The organism is Ktedonobacter racemifer DSM 44963 (assembly GCF_000178855.1).
Lineage (GTDB): Bacteria > Chloroflexota > Ktedonobacteria > Ktedonobacterales > Ktedonobacteraceae > Ktedonobacter > Ktedonobacter racemifer.
Genome location: NZ_ADVG01000002.1, coordinates 2,323,618 through 2,346,067 on the forward strand (window position 1 = coordinate 2,323,618; position 22,450 = coordinate 2,346,067).

Below are 22,450 nucleotides of genomic sequence, written 5' to 3' on the forward strand. Positions count from 1 at the left end.
CATGGCTGTGACCAGACGCTCGATACTGCTGACGCTACTCTTGATCGCACCCCTGGCCTGGGGACTACTTCTGCTCTATGCGCGCTTTGTGCCGCCGCATACCTTCCTGGCCTTTATCTGCTTTTTCGCGCTCCTGGCCCTGGCCCTGGCAAGCACCTTGACGCCAGTGGCGTACGCGCTCGGATCGCGTCTCTTTTCGCTGCACATCTACCAGGCAACGCTGCGACACGCGGCCCGACAGGCCATCCTGCTGACGCTGATCGTGCTCTTTAATCTGATTCTGAGCGCCCTGCATAGCTGGAACATCTACACCTCGCTGGCAATCCTGGCCGCGGCAGTCGTCTTTGAAATCCTAGCGTTGGCGCGCAAATGATTTAACAAGAAACGTATGCATATCTGTATTATTCGTCCAGGCGCCCTGGGAGATACGCTCCTGACCCTCCCGGTCATCCAGGCCCTACACGAGCACGAGACTATTGAGCGTGTAACCTTTGTGGGAAAGGCCGCCTTCGCGCCTCTCCTGCTCGCGACCGGCCTGGTGACGAGCTATCTAGATTATGAAGACACCTGCTGGGGCCAGCTCTTCTTGCCCCAGGGCATCCAGCATCCAGAGCTGAGGGCGCTACTAGCGGATTGCCAGCTCGTCGTCTGCTGGTTGCGCGATTCTGATGGTTTAATCACACAGAATCTACGCGCCGCAACCCGGGGACGCGTCGTTGTGACTCCAGGTCGGCCTGGTGAGCACGCAGGCATGCATACCAGTACCTATCTTGCCAGTACGCTTGGTCTCACCCTCCCTGCCGAGCCTCACCTCACACTCGCGTCTGTGACAATGTTTCAGGCAGAGGCCACTTCGCGCTTCTTCGCCATCCATCCCGGCAGCGGAGGCGCGCACAAGTGCTGGTCGATACAGGGGTATGCCGAGGTTATACAGGCGCTCTGGCGACGCGATATTCCCGTGTTGCTGCTTTCCGGACCCGCCGATGCAGACCGCCTCGAAGCGTTACAGCGCAGCTTACCCACGCCGCCCCCTGGCCTGCTTACGCTGCTGGAGAACGCGCCGCTCCTCCAGGTTGCGCACGCGCTACAACACTGCCGAGCCTACCTGGGAAACGACTCGGGGGTGACACACCTGACGGCCCTGCTTGGTATTCCTACCACGGCCCTTTTTATCGCCAGTGACCCACATACCTGGCATCCGCTAGGACGCTCGGTACAGATCATTGCTGCCCAGGAACTAGGAGTTTTGTCCGTTGCTGAAGTCCTTTCAGCCCTTCAAACGTTCTCAATGTAGGCCATTCTTGACAATAGAAATGATTACATGCCCTATATCCTGTGGCAGTGTCTGGAAGAGAGGAGGGAGTTTACGACATGAATGATTTTCCACAGATGCCACCTTCACCAACCCCATCACAAGATAAGCTTATTCTTCCCGCTCAGCCCGCAGAGCCGGAGCTTGCGACAGTCGCTGAGAACCAGTCAACCTCGCAACAGGCCGCTGCGGGAGCCGCTGCCTCCTACGCCAACTATGCGCCACTCCCCCAGAACCTCGCGGGGCCTGCCCCCGTGGTGCATTACACCCCCGTGCCCCCTGCCCCCAGAGGCCCGATGGCCCGGTTAGGCTACTACTGGCAGAAGGATCCGGCCTATCGCTTCCTTATGCTTTCAATCGCCTTTGTCTTGCTCGCAAGCGTGGCCTTCTCTCTTGTCCTGGGTGATTATCTAACGCAAGGTCCAGGGCATTCTCCATCCCCAAATCAGGCCCAGGGACCAGGTCTCCACGGAAGTCCGACTGCCACTGCACGCGCCCAGATGACCGCGACTCCCACGCCGCAACCATCACCATCGCCGACACCAACACAGCAGCCAACTCAGGAAGCAACGGCCACACCAGATCCAACCCAGCCCACCACTGGTCAGTTAAGCGTCCAGATCATTAACGCTCCAGGCACCGTCAACAATGGTAGCAGCGTCCAGATTACGGTCGCCAGCCAGCCAGGGGCCACGGTTCGCCTCTCGGTACACTATCAAGCCGCGCCTTTTGTCGGCGGTGGCGCCACAGCACTGGTAGGAGATAGTGGCACGACCCAGTTACGCTGGAACGTCCGCGTCATCAGTGGCCAGGATACAAGCGCCCAGCTTACGATCATCGCCAACGATCAGAATGGCCAGTCTACTCAGTCCGCCCCAGTAACCGTCCAGATCAATGTGAAATAAGTAGGATAAATAGAGTATGGTGGCGAGTTGGCTGCGCCAACCCGCCACCATACTCTATTTATCTGCTCGAGTGTGAACTTTCGCTTACTTTGGGCGTATAATGTTAAGAACAGTCAAGAATATAGCTTAAAACAAGCGTGAGACCATACCTCTATCTCAAGTATTTTTTTCGCCATCAGCATATTCACAAACATGTATTAAGGGGACCTATGACGCAAATTGATGAGATTAGACAGCTTCAAGAGGCCGTGCGCGTTGTTCGCCAAAGTGTAGGTAAAGTCATTGTCGGCAAGGAAGAAGTCGTTGAGCTTCTGATGGTCGCCCTCCTCTGCGAAGGTCATGTCCTCTTTGAGGATGTTCCAGGCATCGGCAAAACAATGCTGGCGAAATCCCTCGCCCGCTCCCTCGGTTGCAGCTTCCAGCGTATCCAGTTTACGCCAGACCTGCTGCCCTCTGATATCACTGGCATTACCTACTATAATCAAAAAAAGGGCGAGTTCGAGTTTCGACCCGGCCCCCTGCTCTCTCAAATCGTGCTCGCGGATGAGATTAACCGCGCGACGCCGCGTACACAGTCCGCGCTGTTGGAGGCAATGGAAGAGCGCCAGGTGAGCGTTGAGCGCGAAACCATACGCCTGCCGCGCCCCTTTATGGTTGTCGCGACCCAGAATCCGGTTGAGCTTGAGGGAACGTTCCCCCTACCCGAGGCCCAGCTCGACCGTTTCCTGCTACGCCTGCGCCTGCACTATCCAAGCAAAGAGGAGGAGCGCCAGATTCTCCAGCGCTTCAAGGAGGCCCAGCCCCTGGAGGAGCTCAAGCCAGTGCTGAGCACAGAATGGCTGCTCAAGCTCCAGCAAATAATTCGCCGCATCCATGTCGAACCAAGTGTGGAGAGCTACATCGTCGAAATTGTATCGGCGACGCGCACCCACAATAATATTGAACTGGGCGTAAGTCCCCGTGGCACGCTGGCGCTCTACCGGGCGAGCCAGGCCTATGCTGCCATTCAGGGACGCCATTATGTCATTCCCGACGACGTCAAACAGGTAGCGGTTTCGGTCCTATCTCACCGCATGATTGCGACCAGCCAGTCGCGCCTGCATGGACAGCTCATGGAACAGATTGTAGAAGAGATCTTACACAATGTCGCGGTTCCGGTAGAGTCATAATGCACAATTCACCACAAGGCCGCGCCTTTATTCGCGGCAAAGGCATTACCGATGGCATCTGGTACACCCTCTGTGGCGTGTTGGTTTTGCTCGGCATCATTGCCCGGCAGCCATTGCTGGTGGTTGTGGGAATCTTGCTGCTGCTAATCATTATCACAACGGATATCTGGTCGCACTACTGCCTGGTTGATCTCCGTTACCAGCGGAAGTTTAGCCAGCAACGCGCGCTCTTTGGCGAGGATGTCACGATGTCGGTGACGGTGGAGAACGCCAAGATCCTCCCCCTACCCTGGCTGGAGGTAGAGGATACCCTGCCACGCTCTCTACCACTGCGCGAGCAAGAGCTACGTAGCGCACTCCTGAGTAATAACGCCCTGCTAGAATGCCTCTTCAGCCCACGCTGGTATGAGCGTGTAACGAGGAACTACACTCTGCGCTGCGTCCAGCGTGGCGTGCATACCTTTGGTCCCACGAGACTCCATAGTGGCGATGCCTTTGGCTTCATTACCCAGGACCAGGAGCTTGATAACCTGCAACATGTCATGGTCTATCCGCTCGTCGCGCCCCTGGAGAGCTTTAATCTTCCCGCGCGCCATCCCTTTGGCGATATGCGCGCACCTCGTCGCCTGCTTGAAGATCCCTCGCGCATCATTGGCGTACGCGAATATCGTTATGGGGATAGCATGCGCCGCGTGCATTGGAAGGCCACAGCCCGCAGTATGCAGATGCAGAGCAAGATCTACGACGCCACGACGACCTATACACTTGAGGTCTTCCTCAACATCGATACACGGCCAGACGTGTACTACTCTATCCATCCCGAACTCCAGGAACTTTCTATCAGCCTGGCAGCATCAATCGCCTCCTGGGGCCTGGACAATGGCTATGGAGTTGGGCTATACGCGAACACTATGATGTATATCCCTGATGAGAAGCGAGCCGACACAAGTTCATCTTCCACGGGTCAACAGGAGCAGCCAGCACACAACCTGGAGGCCGAAGTAGCTCAGCAGCTCAATCGCAGGCGTATTCGTCTCCCGGCCTCAAGTAACGAAGAGCAGCGCAAGCACATTATGGAGACCCTGGCGCGTATCCAGGGCTACTTTGGGGCCAGCATCGACGAGGTCCTGCAAGCCGAGAGCAATCGTCTTCCCAATGGTTCGACGATCATTCTCATTACCAGCAACCTGGGCGACCGTATAATAGATCGCCTGGCGCAAATGAGGCGGCGTGGACATGCCATCAGCGTGCTTTTCGTCAATGACAATCCACCCCCAGCACGCGTGGGCGGCATCAATGTCTACCACATAGGCGGAGAAGAGCGTTGGCAGGAATTGATCGCACCCTTTACCCCATCTAATACAGCTGGAGAACAAGAGCCAGCGGAGCCAGGCGCTCCACGCCCCCTGCCAGCCGTTCCCAGCCTGCACCTCTAACATGCATGCAGTCAGGCATAAAAAAAGAGAGTCCAGTGACTCTCTTTTTTTACGTCTATCGATCTATACGTTAGGAACCCAATCTTCAGCATGTGGCAGATTATCGCCACTCCCGGGCCGCTCATTGAAGGGTGTCAGCGCGTCTTCGGCCACATCCTCATTGCTCGGACGAAGCTGCAACAGTGCCTCCAATTCTGCTTGCCTATAGAGCCGCTGTCGCTTGATCCCCTGCCGGTAACTACGCAAGAGCCCGCGGCTAACATAAGTATACAATGTCGATAATTTCACGCCGAGAAAATGGGAAGCCTCTTTGCCATCCAGGTAATTCTCCCCATTCAGTTCTATCAAGTTACACCCTCCTTCCATACAGAAAATCTGGCCGTTCTACACCTTTTTTCCCAATGATAAAGATCGTTCCACGTTTTGTCAATCTACTTACACTACACTACTATAGCTTCCTAAAAATTTGCTTTTGCACCTGCCTCAGCTCGCTACGCTCGCCTTGGGGTAAGGTATGGTTCGGTGGCAGGCTCGGCAGAGCCGAGCCTGCCACCGAACCATACCTTACCCCAGGTGCCGCAGGCGCGAGGCGCCACGCTAACGCCCTCTCGGGCTGGTCAGATTCCTCACTATCTTCTTTCCTCCCATCACAGCCATCCCTCCAGGTAAGGTGTGTCAGGTGACGGGTTGGCGGAGCCAGCCCGCCACCTGACACACCTTACCCCCGAGCGCCGCAGGCGCGAGGGGTCATACCGACCAATGCAATCAACATAAATCGACTATTATCGAGTTACATCAAAGCATAACATAAGAAATCCAATTTCATTGACATTCATCATAGTAAATGATACAACATACAAAAGAGCTAAACCATTTACACATACTCAGCAAAGGAGCATATGCAGTATGTCAATGCCGATTTCTGGTCCTAACCAGGCTACAAATGCTACCACAGCCTCCGCGCCCAAGAATAAGGGCGGCCTGGAGGGTATTGTTGCCGCAACGACGGCCATAAGCAAGGTTGAAGGCAATACTGGCCGCTTGATCTATCGCGGCTATAATATACATGACCTGGCACGCACAACTATTTTTGAGGAGGTCGTGCACCTGCTCTGGTTTGGACACCTGCCAAGCCAGCAAGAACTGACCAACCTTCAGCAGCGTTTCGCCGCTGAGCGTACCATCCCCGAGAATGTGATGGTGACGCTGCGTGCTTTACCCACAAGCACCGAGCCTATGGACGCTCTGCGTACCGCCGTCTCCGCCTGGGGCGCGGTTGCCATCAAAGGCCAGCCCACCGTGGATCAGGCCATTGCCCTGACGGCACGCTTCCCGCTCTTCCTAGCAGCGTTCAACCGCCTGCGCCATGGTCAAGAGCCTCTGGAGTCAAAACCCGAACTGGGGCATGCCGCGAACTATCTCTATCTGTTGACAGGCGAGGTGCCCTCTGAAGAACACGTCCGGGGCCTGAATGCCTATCTCGTGCTCCTGGCCGACCACGGTATGAACGCCTCAACCTTTACGGCGCGTATCGTTGCCAGCACCGAGTCCGACATCGCATCCTCTATCGTGGCCGCGATTGGCGCCCTCAAGGGTCCCCTGCATGGTGGCGCGCCCTCTAAGGTGCAGGATATGCTGCATGAGATCGGCACTCCCGAGAACGCCGATAGCTGGATTCGCGACGCGATCACGACTGGCAAGAAGCTGATGGGCTTTGGGCACCGCGTGTACAAAACCACCGATCCACGCGCGGAAGAGCTACGTGAGATGGCTCGCGTCGCCGATCCCCAGGGTTTCGTCTTTACGCGTCGTGTTGAGAAACTGGCGATCTCCATTCTGGAAGAACTCAAGCCAGGCCGCCGCCTCTACACCAATGTTGAGTACTATTCAGCGGCCCTGATGGCCTCCGTCGGCCTCAGCGGCGACCTCTTCACGCCTACCTTCGCTGTGAGCCGCGTGGGTGGCTGGACCGCTCACGTCCTTGAGCAGGCTGGCAACAACCGCCTGATCCGACCCGAGGCCGAGTATACCGGACCAACCGACCTGGCCTTCAAGCCACTCAACGAGCGCTAGCCGCTACCAGTCTCCCGACGCTGCTAAAGCACGCGTCTACATATAATGATACCGTCATATGTAGACGCATGCTTTAGCAGCGTCGTTAGCGGACCACCTCTGGTCGGTTTTCATCTCATGGTAAGGAAGTCCTAACATGCAAACCCAGGCACCACCTTTCGCCACAACCCTTCCACCCTCTCTGCGTCCCTCTACCTGGAAACTCTTGCGCCTCTGGACCCTGATCGGCTTACAATCCTTCGGTGGTGGCTCCTCTACAAGCTATCTTATTCAAAACATCTTCATCGATAAATATCATTATCTCACCATCGAAGAGTACATGCATTACTGGAATTTATGTATTTTTACGCCAGGGATTAATCTGGTAGCGCTCACCATCCTCATTGGGCGCAAGCTTGGCGGGATACGCGGCATTCTGGTCTCGCTGGTGGGCATGCTCGTGCCAAGCGCGGCCGTCACCTGCCTGCTGACGGCGATCTTCACGCTTATCCAGGGGAATGCCATCGTTCAGGCGGTGATGCGGGGCGTGGTTCCCGCGACGGCGGGACTGATGCTGCTGGTCGGGCTACGCTTCGCCCAGCCACTCTTCAAGCAGGCGCAAGCCGAGGGATCAAAAACCTTGATCGTGAGCACGATCCTGGTCCTGGCCTGTGCCGCAACGATTATTCTGCTGGAGGTCTCGGTCATTCCAGTACTACTCTGTACCGCTCTGCTCTCTATGCTCTTCTTTACGCCCTGGCGCACCAAAGCCAATCCAACAACACTGCAACAGGCCACCGAGGCCAGCCGCGCGGAAGGAGAGGAGAAATAAGCCATGATCGATCCCATCATCTACTTCCTGCTTTTTTTGAAGGCCTCGCTCTTCTCAACTGGCGGCCTGAGCAATCTTCCGAGCCTGCGCCAGGACCTGCTGGCTCGTGGCTGGGCTCGCGAGAGCTTCTTTGGCGAGTCTATCTCCATCGGACAATTGAGTCCCGGTCCCAATGGCCTCTGGGTCATCAGCCTGGGCTACCTGACCTACGGCATCATAGGCGCACTTATGGCCCTGGTCGCGATTACGGTGACGGCCCTACCTGTCCTGCTGGTCTCAGCAGGCTACACACGTATTCAGCGTCAGCGCTGGGTCCCCGGCTTTATGCGCGGCATCTCGCTCGCCGTGGTTGGCATCCTGCTCACCGTCGTCTGGTCAATCATCAAGCAGCCAGGCGTCGACTGGCGGGGCTGGTGTATCGCAGGCGTGGCCGCTCTGCTTGGGGCAACCAAGCGTGTCAACCTGTTTATCATCCTACTCCTGGCTGGTATCGCGGGCTACTTCATCTATCGCTAGAGGAATATATGATAAGAGGTGTGTAGTGGACGCTACACACCTCTTATCATATATTCCTCTAAATCAGCTTCTCGTGCTTACCCGCCATGTGGCGGAGCAGCTCCAGTTGTCCGGCATGGTAGGTCTCGTGCCATTGCAAGAGCCGCAAGCCTTCACCTACCGTACGCTTTTCGGCTGGATCGGGCTTATGGGCAAGAGCTTCGGGCGTGCTCTGCTCTAGTGCGGTCTGTAAGCGCTGGTGCGAGCTTTCCAGGCGCTCGACCAATGTCGCCAGGGGCAGGGCCTGCTCTGGATTGGTCAGAGGCTCGGACTCACGTTTATAGATTTCGGTCTCGCGCTCGTCCAGGATCGGTGTCGCTCCCAATGACCTGAGAGCAATATCGCGGTGTACAATGATATGTCCGATGACCCAGTTCATACAATTACCGCCCGCGGGAGGTAGCGACAGGCTCTCCTCGGTCGTCACATCCTTGGCCTGCATGGTAATAAGATACTGGTTCCGTTTGAAGAAGGACGCCAGGGCTTTAGCTTCTGTCATGTAGATCACTCCTTTGTATCTTTTTCGGCTTGACGCTTCGCCAGCCAACGATGAATGCTGGCCTCTTTTCCTTGCGTACCCGGTTCATAGAAACGCTGGCCCGCGAGTCGCTCGGGGAGATATTCCTGGAGCCTGGTCACGGGTGGACGTTCGGGATCGTCGCTCTGCATATCCTTGTAGAAGTCGTGTGCGTATTTATAATCCTTGCCGTAGTCCAGGTTCTTCATCAACTGTGTGGGAGCGTTGCGAATCCACAGCGGCACAGGATCATTGGGACCATTCATGATCTCGGCGCGGATCTGGTTATACGCGTTGTAGACGGCATTGCTTTTCGGTGCCGCCGCCAGGTAGGCCACGGCCTCCGCCAGGATCACGCCTGCTTCCGGCATACCAACAAAATGCGTGGCCTGCTGGGCCGCGACGCAGACCGAGAGCGCCTGCGGGTCCGCCAGGCCAATATCCTCAGCCGCCATCCGCACAACACGCCGCGCAATGTAGAGCGGGTCCTCGCCTGCCTCTAGCATGCGCACCAGCCAGTAGAGGCTTCCATCGGGATCGGAGCCACGTACAGACTTATGCAGGGCCGATATCATATCATAGTGCTGGTCGCCACTCTTATCATAGAGCAGGGCACGATGCTGCATGACCTCCTCGACCAGCGCGAGAGTAATGTGGCGCTCATCTGTCCCTCCACCGCTCATGACGCCTTGCGCCGCCAGTTCCAGGACATTCAACGCTGTGCGCGCGTCTCCACTGGCAAAGATGGCGATGGCCTGCAAGGCCTCCTCGTCGCTGGTAATCTGATACTGTCCCAGCCCACGCTCACTATCCTCCAGCGCCCGCTGGAGGATGCGCACGATCTGCGCCTCATCCAGAGCCTTGAGCACAAAGACGCGACAGCGCGAGAGGAGCGCGCTATTTACCTCGAAGCTGGGGTTCTCGGTTGTGGCACCGATCAGGGTCACGGTGCCGCGCTCGACGTGTGGCAACACAGCATCCTGCTGGGCCTTGTTAAAACGATGAATCTCGTCAATGAAGAGAATCGTACGCCGCTGCGAGAACTGGCGCAGTTTGGCGGCCTCGTCGACCACGCGCCGCAGATCCGCTACACCCGCCGAGGTGGCACTCAAAGTCACAAAGCGCGCGTCAGCATGGCGTGCAATGGCCTCGGAGAGCGTGGTCTTGCCGCTGCCCGGAGGTCCCCAGAATAGCATTGAGGTGACGCGTCCGGATTCAATCGTTCGCCGCAGGAGCTTTCCGGGTCCCAGCAGGTGCTCCTGGCCGAGGAGCTCGTCCAGGGTGCGAGGACGCATCCGCGAGGCCAGAGGCTCCCCAATCACCTGCGTCCCCTCCTCGCTCTGCGCTGGCGCGGCCTTTGGCCCACTCGCCTTCTTGCGCGTATCCTTCTCAGAGAGGTCACTCCCCCCAAAGAGGGAGAATTGCTCTGGCATAGCGACGTCCTCCTCGCGCCTGCGGCGCTCGCCTGAATGTGTGTTGTGGACTACCTACCGTAGGCAGGTAGTCCACAACACACCACACTTAAAATAATTTGCTTCTAAGCGATCCTGGTCGCGATGAGTAGCCCGGTTGACCAGTTCAGCTTACATATTCGCAGATCCGAGCGCTGCTCCAGAGTCGCTATCAGGGCCGTGACTCTTGGCGCATGGGCTGGCTCCCAACTCTCCAGAGGACTCAGATCATCGATGATATAGAGTCCACCTGGCCTGAGCAGGGCCAGGGTCTCATCCAGAAGCTGAAACTTTCCTGGCGGCATGTCCGCGAAAATAAGATCAAAGGTACCTGCCTGCTGCGTACGAATAAAGGCCTCGCCATCGCCTGTGTGAAAGGTGACGCGTGCATCCCTGCTCAAGAAACGCCGCGCAATCGCATTGTAGCGCTCATTCTTGTCCACAGTCACCAGGCGCGATGCAGTATCCATACCATCAAGCAACCAGGCGGTTCCCATGCCTGTACCGGTTCCCAGTTCAAGAAAGTTTCCTTCTGGCTTACTCGCCGCAAGCATCCTTAGCAGCGCCCCTGTTAGGGTACCGGACTGCATGGTAAAATCAGTTGCGCATGTCGCCTCCTCAATCTGCGTCAGCAACGTCGGCGGTATAGCCTGAGTGTCTATCATCGCGTCCTCTCTTCCATGAGTATATTCGACAATCGTACCCCTCAGTATAAAACCTCGTTCCTCCAGGTGCAACCAACACACTTTTATCACACCCATGGCTTCGTGCAAGTTATATGTGTCCGCCTCTACAAGTTTACCAGGGCGATACCCGCTAAGATGGCTCCAATGCCCAGCCACTGGCTCCATTGGAGCCGCTCGCGAATAAAGATCCAGGCCAGCAGGACCGTGACCGCGCTGTAGAGCGAGGATAGCACACTCACCAGCGAGACCTGACTTAGCGTTACGCCATAGGTATAGGCAAAGTAGGCAATAGTATCAAGTATCCCTATCGCGGCCAGAAGCCACCAGACCGAGCCGCGCGGCCAGGTCAATCGCTGCCGACTAATTGGTGCGCACAGCGTCAACACCACGGGTGCGAACAGGCGAAAAATCCAGATTGGCACCACAGGCCCCAGCGCCGGGGTCACCTTAAAGCCAAGCATCCAGAAGGCGAGGCCATAGCCTATCGATGCCAGGATCGCCAGGAGCACACCTGGAGGCAGCTTTCCTCGTGGCTTGAGCGCCAGCGCCGCCCGCTCCTCTGGTTCCCGCGGGCTCAGGGGGGTCGCAACGACCGTCACCCCCAGCAGGACCACACCCATTCCGAGCAGTGGCACCAGCCCGATACGCTCGCCAGAGGCAAAGGCCAGCAAGGCCGTGACCGCGCTATAACAGGCCGAGATGGGCGAGGCGATCATCACGACCCCAATCTCAAAGGCCCGATAGAGCGCCAGCGAGCTTAAGGTGTTCAAGCTAGCCGCTAGCAACGCCCAGAGCCAGATCTCCCACGCACTCCGCGCCAGTACGGCCTGTAATTGCCCACTTGCCAGCAGAAAGAGGCCCAGACCCAGCAGGCCAAAGAACTGCATAAATAATAGTGTCCGATACGATCCCACACGCTTCGAGGCGAAGCGCACAAAAAAATCAGCGCTACCCCAGAAGAGTGCCGCCAGCAATCCCAATACAATCCCCATGTCCCCTCCAAAACAAATTTAAATTTACGCTTATAAATATATCGGCAATCTCGCTCTCCTCAAAAGGGGTATGGTGTGTTGTGGGCCTGACTGCCTGCGGCAGCCAGGCCCACAACACACCATACCCTTACTTCTAGAGGGTGCTGATGGGATCGATATCAATCTCCCAGTCGGGGGCTTCGACGACGCGGAGCAGGCGTGAGAGGTCGGGGCCACGCACAATCATCTGCCAGCGGTACTTGTTGCGAATGCGCTCCATAAGCGCGGGAACGGGTCCCACGATATCAGTTTCGGGCAGGTTAAGACGCTGTATCCAGCCTTTTAATTTCTCGCAGAGCTTCATGGCTTCTAACTGGCTGCGATGGCGGTTACTATGACTATAGGTAAATTTGACGAACTGGCGAAAGGGGGGATACCCATAGCGCTGGCGCGTCTCGATCTCGATACGATAGAACTCGTTATAGTCGTGACGTGAGGCTGCATCAATGCTGAAGTGCTCCGGGTTAAAGGTCTGGACGATGACATGGCCCGCTTCACTGCCGCGACCGGCGCGGCCCGCGACCTGGGTGAGCAGCATAAAGGCACGCTCAGGCGAGGCGTAGTCTGGCAGGTTGAGGGCGATATCCGCCGAGACGACGCCGACAAGGGTCACCCCAGGTAGGTCCAGACCCTTGGCGATCATCTGCGTACCAATCAGGATATCGGCCTCGCGGTTGGCGAAGCGGTCGAGCAGCTCTTCATGGGCGTGACGGTTGCGCGCGGTATCGCGATCCCAGCGCAGCAGGCGCGCCTCGGGAAAATATTTCTGGATGGTGCGCTGCACCTTCTCTGTTCCCAGGCCAAAGTAACGGATCTCAGCGCTGCGACAGGAGGGACAGAAGTGCAGAATCTTGCTCTGTGCGCCACAGTAGTGGCACATCAAGACGTGTTCGGTCGCGTGATAGGTGAGGGGGATATCGCACTGCTCACAGAGGGCCGTGAAGCCACAATCGCGACAAAGCACGCAGCTCGCCGCGCCACGACGGTTAAGAAATAAGATCGCCTGCTGTCCCCGCTCCAGCACCTTGCCCAGTTCATCGAGCAGGCGCCGGCTGATGATACTGGTATGTCCCGCGCGCAGCTCGGAGCGCAGATCGACGATCTCCACAGGCGGCAGGTTGGCGCCAATACGCCCCTTCAGCTCCACCAGCTGGTAACACCCCTGCTCCGCGCGATAATACGACTCCACGGCGGGCGTGGCACTACCCAGGACCACAGGCACTTTGAGTATCTCTCCCAGCTTGATAGCGGCCTCGCGCGCGTGATAGGTTGGCTTGAACTCACTCTGTTTATATGCCGCCTCGTGCTCCTCATCTATGATGATCAAGCCCAGGTCGGGAACGGGCGCGAAGAGCGCCGAGCGTGAGCCTATGACGACATCGATCTCTCCGGCGCGAATACGTCTCCACTCATCATAGCGCTCTCCCACACTCAGCTCGCTATGGATGATGGCGACCCGCTCGGGAAAACGGCCCGCCACGCGCTGCACGGCCTGGGTCGTCAGGGCGATCTCTGGCACGAGGATAATACAACGCTTCCCCTCGGCGATGACAGAGGCCATGGCCTGCAAATAGACCTCGGTTTTACCGCTGCCAGTGACGCCATGCAGCAAGATAGGCCTGGGGATGCTGTTTTCTTTGCCTTCTTCGACAGCTTCGAGAATGGCGCGCAGGGCCGCTTCCTGCTCGCCCGTCAACTGCAACGGCTGGCTGGAGGGGATGGCCCGCCCCTGGAGGGGGTCGCGTCGCTGCTCTTTGTTCTCTACCACTACAAGTTGCTGATCTTCAAGCTGCTGGAGCTGCCTGGGTGTAAGACCTGTGGCGCGACAGAGCGCCGAGGGGGTCCAGGGCGAGCCACGGTTAATACTCTGCTGCAAGAGGTCCAGGGCCGCCAACTGGCGTTGAATGACGACGCCCTCTTTGCTCATCACTGGCGGGGCCAGGGTGGCGCTTGCGGCGGCGGACATTGACCAGGGGTTAAAGGGAGCTTCAGCCTTACTCATACCCTTGCGAGATGTGCTGACAGGAGTAGCCTGGGAAGCGCTCTGTGCCTGCGCTTCGCTCTCAGCCTTGCGCAGACGCTCTTCCAGCAGCTCACGCCATGTCAGTAGCTCCTCGCCCTGTACCAGCAGGCGCACGTTTCGGCGCAGCTTGATACGCGCCTTTCCTTCGACCAGCTCAGGTTCGCGCACCACCAGCTTACTCTGCTTGATCTCTTTTAAGAGTTGCTGCGCCTTCGTCTTGCCAAGCATCTTCTTGAGCTGCTCGACATCGAGGGAGCCATCATTATGGAGTAGTCCAAGCAGGGCGCGCAGATTCAATGAGGTCTCCTGTGAGGAGGCCTGGACTGCGTCCTTAAGCGCCTCTTCAGAGAGCTTCAAGACGAAGCGCGAACGTTGCAACATACCCGGCGTCAGCATGCCAAAGACGGCGTGTGCCAGCGGCGTCACGTAGTACTCTGAAAGCCAGCGAGCTAGCTCCAACTGGTGAGACAGCAGGGCGGCCTTGTGATCCAGGATACTGTACAGGTCGCGTAGCTCGATTCCCTCTTCCTGCAAAGGCTCTGGTAGCTCGTCTCCCTCAAGCAGATCCCAGACAATACCTTCGTCTAGGCGCTCTCCATAGGGAACGGCGACCAGTTGCCCACGGCGAAGCTGATCCGCCAGGGTCTCGGGTACGTGATAGGTCAACAGCGGTTGTTCAACGTTCCAACGTCCAGCCGCCGTGAGTACTTCTACCAGCATCCTACTTTATCTCCTGGGCGCTACTTGCCCGCTACTTGCGTACGCGGCTACTCTTCTATGTTTCAACCATACAGGGGAACTGACATCGTCGCGCAAGATGCCCGCCACCCATAGGGGGCCTTGGTAGTGCTTCTAAACCCCCATTCGGGGGCACAAGGGGCACAACCTACCAGGCCCCCCCTTCTGCTGGGCGGCTGCGCGTTCCTGGTGCGCCCCAAGCCCGACAGGTGCGAAAGGTAGGTGCGCCCTTTAGAAGCACTCCCTTTCACACCTGCATGGGCGTGGGAAAGTCGCTGCGCTCGGAGGCCGAGCAAGCTCTGCCCCTACAATTTATCGGCGCTCAAATTCGTGGGCTAATTCTGCGAGACTGAAGTGTACCATGGTTGGTCGACCGTGGCAACAGCTGAAGGGGGCCTTGACCTGCTCTAGCTGCTCCAGCATTTCGCGCATCTCGCTCATAGCCAGGAAGTAATTCTGCTTGATGGCGGCCTTACAGGCGACGTTGGCCAGGGCACGCTCCTCCCAGGTCTCGGTATGCCCCAACTGGTCCTCGGCAGTAAGCTCGACCAGTAAGGCATGCAGCGAGACACTGTCCAGGCGCTTGACCAGGACCGTGGGGACGGCACGCACCTCGACGGTCTTACCGTCAACTACCTCCAGCTCGAAGCCGATGCGCCGTAGCTGCTCCCCATGTTCTTCTACCGCCTCAATCTCGACCGGGGCCAGCGTGAGGTGCATGGGAGTAAGCAGGAGCTGCGAGATGGTCTCGCGCGATTTGAGGGACGCGACCATACGCTCAAGCACTATCCTTTCATGCGCCGCGTGCTGGTCAATAAGATACATGCCATCTGGCCCCTCGGTCACAACATAGCTCTGTGAGAGCTGTCCCACCACGCGCAGGCGCGGAAACTTGCGCGGCTGGTTCGGATCGATGCTATGGCCCGGCAGCGCTCCCTGCTCAGGGCGCCGCTCCACTCCTTGAGCGTCTCCTGCAATCGCCTGGGGCGCGACTGGACTCACAACCAGCCTTGTACGCTCCTCAGTCTGTGCAGAAGGCAACTGGATACCCATCGTAGGAATGCCATGCGGCACGGCACCAAAGGAGGCCAGTGGCTCTTGTTCTGCTATGTCTCCGCCCGCTTCTGGACGTTTCTCAACGGGCGCGGCTGGCGGTAGCATGGAGAGCGGATCATCCTCTTCGAGAGAAGTATCAAGCGTGACGCTTACCTGCTCGGCCTGCGCGTGTAGCGTTCCCGTGGGGGAACGCTCGACCTCCACGGTTGTGTCAACAGCTTTGAGACGTGAACCCTTCGCCTTATCAGTCACGCCCAGGTGGCTCTGCCAGAGGCGTGCGTGTCCGGGCGGCCTCGTCCCATGCTCTTCTTCCGTAAAGGTAATCCAGGGGCTATCTCCAGGGATCGTGCTCTGCCGCTGCTGTGGCTTGCCTGCCTCTCTTGCTTCCTGCTCGTCTTTCTGTACTGCTTCCTCATCCAGGTCCAGCCTGCCCTCGAATGAGGGTTCCTGATCATAGGCGTCTGGCTGACTGCTCGCGCGTGGCTCGCTAGACTTCGACTTCCACTGCGGCATCTCCGGCTCCTGCAAAAGGGCTTTGCGGGCCGCACGCAGGATAGCTGCGAAGACACGACGCTCCTTTAAGAAGCGAATCTCGGTCTTGGCAGGATGCACATTCACATCCAGGAAGGAGGGATCGATCTGGATGTTGATGACCGCCAGGGGATGGCGCCCGCTCAGGAGCAGCGAATGATAGGCTCCCTCCACTGCCGTAGTAAGCATACGGCTCATGACCCAGCGCCTGTTGACGAAGAAGGAGATATGCTGGCGCGTGCTCTTATAGCAGGCGGGGCGGCTCACAAAGCCCTTAACGATGGGATATTCGCCATCGCTGGCGTCATGCTCATCGTCGCCATCCACCTCCACCATCTGCTCCGCGATCTGTAGACCATAGACCTGCACCAGGACACTAAAGAGCTTGCCGTCACCGGGAGTCGAGAAGATCTGCTTCCCCTCACTGGCAACCGTAAAGCGGATCTCGGGATAGGCCAGTGCGTACTGCTCCAGCAGGTGATGACAATGGCTGATCTCAGTATTACGACTCTTCAGAAACTTGAGGCGCGCTGGAACGGCGCTAAAGAGGTTACGAACCGTAATCGTCGTACCCTCAGGCGAGGCGGCGGGAGTGACATCAGAGATATGTCCGCTCTGCGCGTTCACCTGTGATCCCTGCTCGGAGCCTCGCGCACGACTCACCAGCGTCACCTCGGCCACGGCGGCGATACTCGCCAGCGCCTCGCCGCGAAAACCCAACGAGCGAATCTGCTCCAGGTCGTCGATAGATGCCACCTTGCTGGTCGCATGCCGCTCCAGGGCCAGGGGCAGTTCTTCGGGTGAGATGCCACAGCCATTATCGGTCACGCGAATGAGTTGCAGGCCACCATTCATCAGATCGACGCGAATCTGGGTCGCGCCCGCATCAATACTATTCTCAATAAGTTCCTTTACCACCGAGGCGGGCCGCTCCACCACCTCGCCAGCCGCGATCTTCGCCGCCACATCGGGCGCAAGTTGACGTATAGGCATAGCACTTTTCCCTGGTATATAGAAAGGAGAGGGAAATGGTGGGGAACATCCCACACTCCGACAGGAGGCAGTCCCCTCCTGCACCTCCCCTAAACAGAGGCGAAACATGAGTAAGAACGATTGTTCCTGCATTATACCATAGCGGCTTCCTCTTGAGAATGCACTATACCATATCCTCTCCAGGCCTTCGCGCCTGCGGCGCTCGGGGTAAGGATGTGTGTGGAAAACGGCAGAGCCGTTTTCCACACACATCCTTACCCCGAGCGCTTACACAGCGAGTCGAGGAAGGCTTCCACTTCTCCCAGGCACTCCTTACCCTGAGCGCCGTAAGCGCGAAAGTTCAGCCAGAGTCATTGACCTATCATATAACTACAAAAAGTGTTTGCGTGCGCCTCAAGAGTGAAGTATAATACACATACAACGTTTGCCTGGCTCGCCAAGGGCCTGGTAAAGCACAGCGGGGTGCCTGGTTGTAGATAGAGGACTGTGATGTGTAAGAAACGGTCTATTTTTTATGCCCATCTTCTCGGTCCTCGTCGATGATGCCTGTCGCGGGCTCATTGGCTAGCTCTTCTTGCCGTTCCAACGCGTCGGTCCCCGCTTGGATGTTCGGAAAGGGCGAGAGCAAGCGCCAGAGGCTGAGCGAAGCACTATCTAACCTCGTGCCTCCTGCCCTCCTCTCCCGCCCCAGAAGTGAGGGAAAAATGTACAAAGGTCAATCTGGCATGTGGTCCTGGCTGTTGCACCGCGTGACAGGTCTCGGACTACTGCTCTTCCTGTTTATCCACGTCGTGGATATCTCTCTACTCAGCTTTGGCCCAACAGTCTATAACGATGGCATTCTGCTCTTTGACCATGTCATTGTGCGTTTCCTATCACTGGCTGTCGTGGGCGCTGTCTTCTATCACGCTTTTAATGGCGTACGTATTATCATGATCGACTTCTGGCGCAAGGGTGCACGCCTCCAAAAGCCGCTGTTCTACACGGCCCTGGGCGCGACGATAATAGTCTCCGCCGTGTTTGCCTACTTCGTGCTAAAGCCCGCGCTACTCCCCTCAGCGGCCTTCGTTAAATGGTTCTTTAACCCCGAAGCCATCCTGAGCGTCAAAAATTAGTAGCGCGTAGAAGTGACACGTAAGCCCTTTTGTAAGGAGAAGAATGTATGCTGTCGCGTTTATATGGTGGGCCTCGTCCAGCTGGCGGTGGCTTTGAGACCTTTTCCTGGTATTACTTCCGTATTTCGGGCGTGGTACTGATCTTCCTGGTCATTATCCATCTTACTATTATGCATGTGACCAATGATGTCTCGTGCACGACCTACGCGTTTGTGGCGGCTCGCTACGCGAACCCCTTCTGGCGTCTCTTCGACTGGCTACTACTGACGTTTGGCCTGACACACGGTGTGAACGGTCTGCGCGTGGTCATCGATGATTATGTGCGTTCGCCGGGGACGCGCCTGGTTCTACAAGGCATCGCCGCGGTACTCCTGCTCGCCTTCTTTATGCTGGGCACGATCACACTCATCACCTTCCAGCCCGTCGCGGGCAGTCTCGGACCCGCCTGCCTGCATTAAACGCAGCGCTTGTCGCTAAATTGTAGGGTCCAAGCTTGCTTGGACTCCCACGCTGAGGGTGCAGATCTCACGGGGACAAGGCCATGCAAGCATGGCCCCTACGACAATGCAGTGCACACGCAACAGAGAAGAAGTTGTGAGCAAGTTGAAGCGAGGATATATACACCATGTATCAGAAATTTGATGTCATCATTATCGGCGCCGGTGGCGCGGGTCTGATGGCTGCGATGCAATTGCCAAACGCTAGCGTAGCGGTACTCACCAAGGTCTACCCCACGCGTTCACATACTGGTGCCGCCCAGGGTGGCGTCGCCGCAGCCCTCGGTAACCAGGAAGAGGACCACTGGAAGTGGCACATGTACGATACCGTCAAGGGGGGCGACTACCTGGTAGACCAGCCCGCGGCCGAGATTCTGGCCCGCGACGCGATCGACGCCGTCTACGAGCTTGAGCATCGTGGCCTGCCTTTCAACCGCACACCAGATGGCCGTATCGACCAGCGCCGCTTTGGTGGTCACACACGCAACTTTGGCGAGGGTCCCGTGCGTCGCTCATGCTACGCCGCCGACCGCACCGGCCACATGATCCTGCAAACTATGTACCAGAGTTCAATCAAGAACCAGGTGCGCTTCTTCAACGAGTTCCTGGTGCTGGACCTGATCTTCAACGAGGGCCGAGCCTGCGGCGTCGTGGCAATGGAGATCCGCTCAGGCGAGATCCATACCTTCCACGCCAAGGCGGTGATGTTCGCGACCGGCGGCTATGGCCGCGCCTGGCGCGTGACTAGCAATGCCTTCGCCTGCATGGGCGACGGTATGTCAATCGCCTATCGCCGTGGCATCCCCCTGCAAGACATGGAGATGTACCAGTTCCATCCCACCGGCATCTATAAAGTTGGCGTGCTCCTCTCCGAGGCGGCTCGCGGCGAGGGTGGTAAGCTCCTCAACGATAAGGGCGAGTACTTCATGGAGCGCTACATGCCCACGTTGAAGGACCTGGCTCCGCGCGATATCGTCTCGCGCTGTATTGTACAGGAGGTCAACGAGGGACGCGGCATCGACGGCAAGGACTATGTCTACCTCGATGTACGCCACCTGGGCGCCAAGGCTATTGCCGAGAAGTTGCCCGATATCACGGACTTCGCGCGTAACTACCTGGGTGTCGAACCGATTACCGAGCCTGTGCCTATCCAGCCGACCGCGCACTACGCCATGGGCGGTATTCCTACCGACCTGGATGGCCGCGTCGTCATCGATCCACAGTGGACGCCCATGCCCGGCTTCTATGCCGCTGGCGAGGTCGCCTGCGTCTCCGTTCACGGCGCCAACCGCCTGGGTACCAACTCGCTGGTCGACCTGATCGTCTTCGGTCGCCGCGCCGGTAAAGACATGGCGCGCTTCATCGCCGAGAACGATCACGCCCCCCTGCCAGAGAATCCCGAGGCCTATTCACGCGATATGCTTGATCGCCTACTGGATAAAGGCAAGTCCTCTGGCGGCGAGTCGGCGGCCCGCATCCGCTCGACCCTGCAGAACGAGATGAACGACAAGGTCTTCGTCGAGCGCGAGGAGAAGGGCATGCTCTCAGCCCTGGATACGCTGGACGGCCTGCAAGATGCCTACAAGAAAATTCAGCTCCAGGATAAAGGCAAGCGCTTCAATACCGAGCTGGTTGAGGCCATCGAGCTTGGCTTCTTGCTCGACTGCGCCGAGGCAACCATCCATGGAGCTATCGCGCGTAAAGAGAGCCGTGGCGCCCACTATCGCCTCGACTATACCAAGCGCGATGATACTAACTGGCTCAAACATACCCTGGCCTACAAGGGCGAGAAGGCGCACGACGTTCGCCTGGACTACAAGGATGTCGTGCTTGTGGATGATCCCATCTTCAAGCCTAAGGAGCGCAAATACTAGAGGAGAACGCGATGCAAGTCTTAATGCGTATAAAGCGCTTCGACCCGGAGCGCGACAATAAGCCGTACTGGGACGAGTTTACCGTCGAGGTTGAACCCATCGACCGCTTGCTGGATGCCCTGAACAACATCAAATGGACGATGGATGGCACGCTGACCTATCGCCGTTCCTGCGCCCATGGCGTCTGTGGCTCCGATGCCATGCGCATCAATGGTCGCAACCGCCTGGCCTGTAAGGTCCTCATGCGCGACGTAGGGAAGAAGGTCACCATCGAGCCAATGCTGGGCTACCCGGTCATTAAAGATCTCGTGGTCGACATGGACCAGTTCTTCGACAAGTACAAACAGGTCAAGCCCTACCTGATCACGTACGACAGCGAACCTGGTACCGAGCGCCTGCAATCCGCCGAGGAGCGCGCGCGCTTTGACGAGGGCACCAAGTGTATCCTCTGTGGCGCCTGCACCGGTTCCTGCCCCTCGATCTGGGGCAACCAGGACTGGGTCGGTCCCGCCGCCATCGTCAACGCGCACCGTTTCATCTTCGATAGCCGTGACGAGGGTGCCGCCGAGCGCCTCAATATCCTGGGCAAGAAGGATGGCGTCTGGCGTTGCCGCACCATTTTCAACTGCTCCGATGCCTGCCCACGCGGCATCCCGGTTACCGACCTGATCGAAGAGGTCAAGCGCGCCATCATCTATGGTGATACGAAGAGTGTCTAGTTATAAATAAAAACAGTAGTTGCACGAAGTGCAACTACTGTTTTTATTTATAACTAGACACTCTTCTAAACCCTTTTGAGGAAATCGGCTATCCATTCGTTGACGAGGTCGGGTTTCTCTTGCTGGACCCAGTGGCCGCTATCAGGGATGCGCCGCACTTCTATGTTGGGAACCCACTCCTCCAGACCATAAGTCATGGCGATATCCAGGGCTACGTCCTGCTCACCCCAGATGAGCAGTGTGGGCTTATCGATTCTCCCTTTGTTTCCGCTGACGGCCCCGATACTTGAACGCCGCCAGATCGAGCGATAGTAGTTAATCGCCGCCGTCAGTGCGCCCGGCTTGCTCATGGCCTCTTTGTAGCGCTCCAACACATCCTCTGGAAAGGCCGACTTCTGCACGGCGCTGGCATAGAGCATCTTTGCAATAGGCTCGGCCCCTTCGCGGCTAAGGGCCAACTCTGGCAGGATGGGCAGTTGAAAGGCGTAGACATACCAGCTCTTGCGCAACTGCTTCCAGGTCCGTAGCTCACGCGCGAAGGTCCAGGGCGGCGGCGCATTGAGACCAATCAGGCGCTCAACCATGTGCGGATACCTCAGACCAAACTGCCACATCAGTACACCACCCCAGTCATGGCCCACGACAATCGCTCGCTCATAGCCCAGGCCCTTGATCAGGCCCTCAATATCACGCAACAGGGTCGCGATCTCATAGCCTCGGCGCGGCTTATCTGTATCGTTATAGCCCCGCAGGTCAGGCGCCACCACCTTATATCCCAGTTGCGCCAGAAAAGGGATCTGGTGCCGCCAGGAGTACCAGAACTCAGGAAAACCATGCAGGAGCACAATCAATGAACCCTCACCCTGCGTCACATAATGCATCCGAATGCCATTGGTGAGAATATCTCGATGCTGCCACTCAGTTATCGTTGCTGTCATACCACCTACCTTCTTTATCA

Annotated in this window: 20 protein-coding genes; 12 read left to right on the forward strand and 8 right to left on the reverse strand. The window is 57.6% G+C overall.

The window, feature by feature from the left end; all coding sequences use genetic code 11:
• The first annotated feature begins 1 nt into the window (after position 1).
• From KRAC_RS26335 to KRAC_RS26355, 5 genes are all read left to right on the forward strand, one after another.
• Positions 2–373 (forward strand): hypothetical protein, encoded by a 372-nt coding sequence (locus KRAC_RS26335; RefSeq protein WP_007912477.1) that lies wholly within the window; start codon positions 2–4, stop codon positions 371–373.
• Between the two features lie 15 nt (positions 374–388).
• Positions 389–1,294, forward strand: a complete 906-nt coding sequence (locus KRAC_RS26340) for a glycosyltransferase family 9 protein (RefSeq protein ID WP_007912479.1) — start codon at positions 389–391, stop codon at positions 1,292–1,294.
• A gap of 77 nt (positions 1,295–1,371) precedes the next feature.
• Entirely contained in the window at positions 1,372–2,217 is an 846-nt protein-coding gene (locus KRAC_RS26345) for a hypothetical protein (RefSeq protein ID WP_007912481.1), read from the forward strand.
• 209 nt (positions 2,218–2,426) lie between these two features.
• Entirely contained in the window at positions 2,427–3,386 is a 960-nt protein-coding gene (locus KRAC_RS26350) for an AAA family ATPase (protein ID WP_007912483.1), read from the forward strand.
• The gene (locus KRAC_RS26355; RefSeq protein WP_007912486.1) at positions 3,386–4,822 is read left to right on the forward strand and encodes a DUF58 domain-containing protein; all 1,437 of its coding nucleotides are present in this window, start codon (positions 3,386–3,388) and stop codon (positions 4,820–4,822) included. The genes KRAC_RS26350 and KRAC_RS26355 overlap by 1 nt, the downstream gene beginning before the upstream one ends.
• Positions 4,823–4,885: 63 nt before the next feature.
• Here the strand turns inward: KRAC_RS26355 and KRAC_RS26360 are convergent, their stop codons facing one another.
• Positions 4,886–5,170 carry a helix-turn-helix domain-containing protein gene (locus KRAC_RS26360; protein WP_007912487.1) on the reverse strand — a complete coding sequence of 95 codons (285 nt, stop codon included), beginning with the start codon at positions 5,168–5,170 and terminating at the stop codon, positions 4,886–4,888.
• Positions 5,171–5,728: 558 nt separating this feature from the next.
• On the opposite strand from KRAC_RS26360, the gene KRAC_RS26365 reads away from it, so the two are divergent.
• The 3 genes from KRAC_RS26365 to KRAC_RS26375 all read left to right on the forward strand — a co-directional run bounded on the left by KRAC_RS26365 (position 5,729) and on the right by KRAC_RS26375 (position 8,222).
• Positions 5,729–6,895 (forward strand): citrate synthase, encoded by a 1,167-nt coding sequence (locus tag KRAC_RS26365; RefSeq protein WP_007912489.1) that lies wholly within the window; start codon positions 5,729–5,731, stop codon positions 6,893–6,895.
• 136 nt (positions 6,896–7,031) lie between these two features.
• Positions 7,032–7,706 carry a chromate transporter gene (locus KRAC_RS26370; protein ID WP_007912490.1) on the forward strand — a complete coding sequence of 225 codons (675 nt, stop codon included), beginning with the start codon at positions 7,032–7,034 and terminating at the stop codon, positions 7,704–7,706.
• Between the two features lie 3 nt (positions 7,707–7,709).
• Positions 7,710–8,222: a chromate transporter gene (locus KRAC_RS26375; RefSeq protein ID WP_007912491.1), complete on the forward strand. Its 513-nt coding sequence runs from the start codon at positions 7,710–7,712 to the stop codon at positions 8,220–8,222.
• A gap of 58 nt (positions 8,223–8,280) precedes the next feature.
• Here the strand turns inward: KRAC_RS26375 and KRAC_RS26380 are convergent, their stop codons facing one another.
• The 6 genes from KRAC_RS26380 to mutL form a co-directional block, all read right to left on the reverse strand.
• On the reverse strand, positions 8,281–8,760 hold the full coding sequence (locus tag KRAC_RS26380) for a DinB family protein (protein WP_007912492.1): 480 nt from the start codon (positions 8,758–8,760) through the stop codon (positions 8,281–8,283).
• 5 nt (positions 8,761–8,765) lie between these two features.
• Positions 8,766–10,211 carry a replication-associated recombination protein A gene (locus tag KRAC_RS26385; RefSeq protein ID WP_007912493.1) on the reverse strand — a complete coding sequence of 482 codons (1,446 nt, stop codon included), beginning with the start codon at positions 10,209–10,211 and terminating at the stop codon, positions 8,766–8,768.
• A gap of 104 nt (positions 10,212–10,315) precedes the next feature.
• Entirely contained in the window at positions 10,316–10,894 is a 579-nt protein-coding gene (locus KRAC_RS26390; protein ID WP_040444178.1) for an O-methyltransferase, read from the reverse strand.
• Between the two features lie 125 nt (positions 10,895–11,019).
• Complete coding sequence (locus KRAC_RS26395; RefSeq protein WP_007912496.1) at positions 11,020–11,907, reverse strand: DMT family transporter; 888 nt, start codon at positions 11,905–11,907, stop codon at positions 11,020–11,022.
• 133 nt (positions 11,908–12,040) lie between these two features.
• Entirely contained in the window at positions 12,041–14,689 is a 2,649-nt protein-coding gene (gene priA, locus KRAC_RS62530) for a primosomal protein N' (RefSeq protein ID WP_007912498.1), read from the reverse strand.
• Between the two features lie 330 nt (positions 14,690–15,019).
• The gene (gene mutL / locus KRAC_RS26405) at positions 15,020–17,287 is read right to left on the reverse strand and encodes a DNA mismatch repair endonuclease MutL (protein WP_007912500.1); all 2,268 of its coding nucleotides are present in this window, start codon (positions 17,285–17,287) and stop codon (positions 15,020–15,022) included.
• 704 nt (positions 17,288–17,991) lie between these two features.
• Between mutL and sdhC the strand changes: the two genes are divergently transcribed.
• From sdhC to KRAC_RS26425, 4 genes are all read left to right on the forward strand, one after another.
• A complete protein-coding gene (gene sdhC, locus KRAC_RS26410) occupies positions 17,992–18,402 on the forward strand; it encodes a succinate dehydrogenase, cytochrome b556 subunit (RefSeq protein WP_007912502.1) in 411 nt (136 codons plus the stop codon).
• 47 nt (positions 18,403–18,449) lie between these two features.
• Positions 18,450–18,860 carry a succinate dehydrogenase, hydrophobic membrane anchor protein gene (gene sdhD / locus KRAC_RS26415; RefSeq protein ID WP_007912504.1) on the forward strand — a complete coding sequence of 137 codons (411 nt, stop codon included), beginning with the start codon at positions 18,450–18,452 and terminating at the stop codon, positions 18,858–18,860.
• A gap of 167 nt (positions 18,861–19,027) precedes the next feature.
• A complete protein-coding gene (sdhA, locus tag KRAC_RS26420; protein ID WP_007912506.1) occupies positions 19,028–20,773 on the forward strand; it encodes a succinate dehydrogenase flavoprotein subunit in 1,746 nt (581 codons plus the stop codon).
• Between the two features lie 11 nt (positions 20,774–20,784).
• Positions 20,785–21,492: a succinate dehydrogenase iron-sulfur subunit gene (locus KRAC_RS26425; protein ID WP_007912507.1), complete on the forward strand. Its 708-nt coding sequence runs from the start codon at positions 20,785–20,787 to the stop codon at positions 21,490–21,492.
• Between the two features lie 65 nt (positions 21,493–21,557).
• Here KRAC_RS26425 and KRAC_RS26430 read toward each other — a convergent pair whose 3' ends face one another.
• Positions 21,558–22,430 (reverse strand): alpha/beta fold hydrolase, encoded by an 873-nt coding sequence (locus KRAC_RS26430; RefSeq protein ID WP_007912508.1) that lies wholly within the window; start codon positions 22,428–22,430, stop codon positions 21,558–21,560.
• Positions 22,431–22,450 lie beyond the last annotated feature (20 nt).

Bases quoted from the DNA above. Each gene is read 5' to 3' on its own strand.
- KRAC_RS26390 (WP_040444178.1), bottom strand. From the start codon at position 10,894: ATGATAGACACTCAGGCTATACCGCCGACGTTGCTGACGCAGATTGAG.
- sdhC (WP_007912502.1), top strand. From the start codon at position 17,992: ATGTACAAAGGTCAATCTGGCATGTGGTCCTGGCTGTTGCACCGCGTG.
- mutL (WP_007912500.1), bottom strand. From the start codon at position 17,287: ATGCCTATACGTCAACTTGCGCCCGATGTGGCGGCGAAGATCGCGGCT.
- KRAC_RS26425 (WP_007912507.1), top strand. From the start codon at position 20,785: ATGCAAGTCTTAATGCGTATAAAGCGCTTCGACCCGGAGCGCGACAAT.
- KRAC_RS26380 (WP_007912492.1), bottom strand. From the start codon at position 8,760: ATGACAGAAGCTAAAGCCCTGGCGTCCTTCTTCAAACGGAACCAGTAT.
- KRAC_RS26340 (WP_007912479.1), top strand. From the start codon at position 389: ATGCATATCTGTATTATTCGTCCAGGCGCCCTGGGAGATACGCTCCTG.
- KRAC_RS26385 (WP_007912493.1), bottom strand. From the start codon at position 10,211: ATGCCAGAGCAATTCTCCCTCTTTGGGGGGAGTGACCTCTCTGAGAAG.
- KRAC_RS26345 (WP_007912481.1), top strand. From the start codon at position 1,372: ATGAATGATTTTCCACAGATGCCACCTTCACCAACCCCATCACAAGAT.
- sdhA (WP_007912506.1), top strand. From the start codon at position 19,028: ATGTATCAGAAATTTGATGTCATCATTATCGGCGCCGGTGGCGCGGGT.
- sdhD (WP_007912504.1), top strand. From the start codon at position 18,450: ATGCTGTCGCGTTTATATGGTGGGCCTCGTCCAGCTGGCGGTGGCTTT.
- KRAC_RS26350 (WP_007912483.1), top strand. From the start codon at position 2,427: ATGACGCAAATTGATGAGATTAGACAGCTTCAAGAGGCCGTGCGCGTT.
- KRAC_RS26335 (WP_007912477.1), top strand. From the start codon at position 2: ATGGCTGTGACCAGACGCTCGATACTGCTGACGCTACTCTTGATCGCA.
- priA (WP_007912498.1), bottom strand. From the start codon at position 14,689: ATGCTGGTAGAAGTACTCACGGCGGCTGGACGTTGGAACGTTGAACAA.
- KRAC_RS26375 (WP_007912491.1), top strand. From the start codon at position 7,710: ATGATCGATCCCATCATCTACTTCCTGCTTTTTTTGAAGGCCTCGCTC.
- KRAC_RS26355 (WP_007912486.1), top strand. From the start codon at position 3,386: ATGCACAATTCACCACAAGGCCGCGCCTTTATTCGCGGCAAAGGCATT.
- KRAC_RS26370 (WP_007912490.1), top strand. From the start codon at position 7,032: ATGCAAACCCAGGCACCACCTTTCGCCACAACCCTTCCACCCTCTCTG.
- KRAC_RS26430 (WP_007912508.1), bottom strand. From the start codon at position 22,430: ATGACAGCAACGATAACTGAGTGGCAGCATCGAGATATTCTCACCAAT.
- KRAC_RS26395 (WP_007912496.1), bottom strand. From the start codon at position 11,907: ATGGGGATTGTATTGGGATTGCTGGCGGCACTCTTCTGGGGTAGCGCT.
- KRAC_RS26365 (WP_007912489.1), top strand. From the start codon at position 5,729: ATGTCAATGCCGATTTCTGGTCCTAACCAGGCTACAAATGCTACCACA.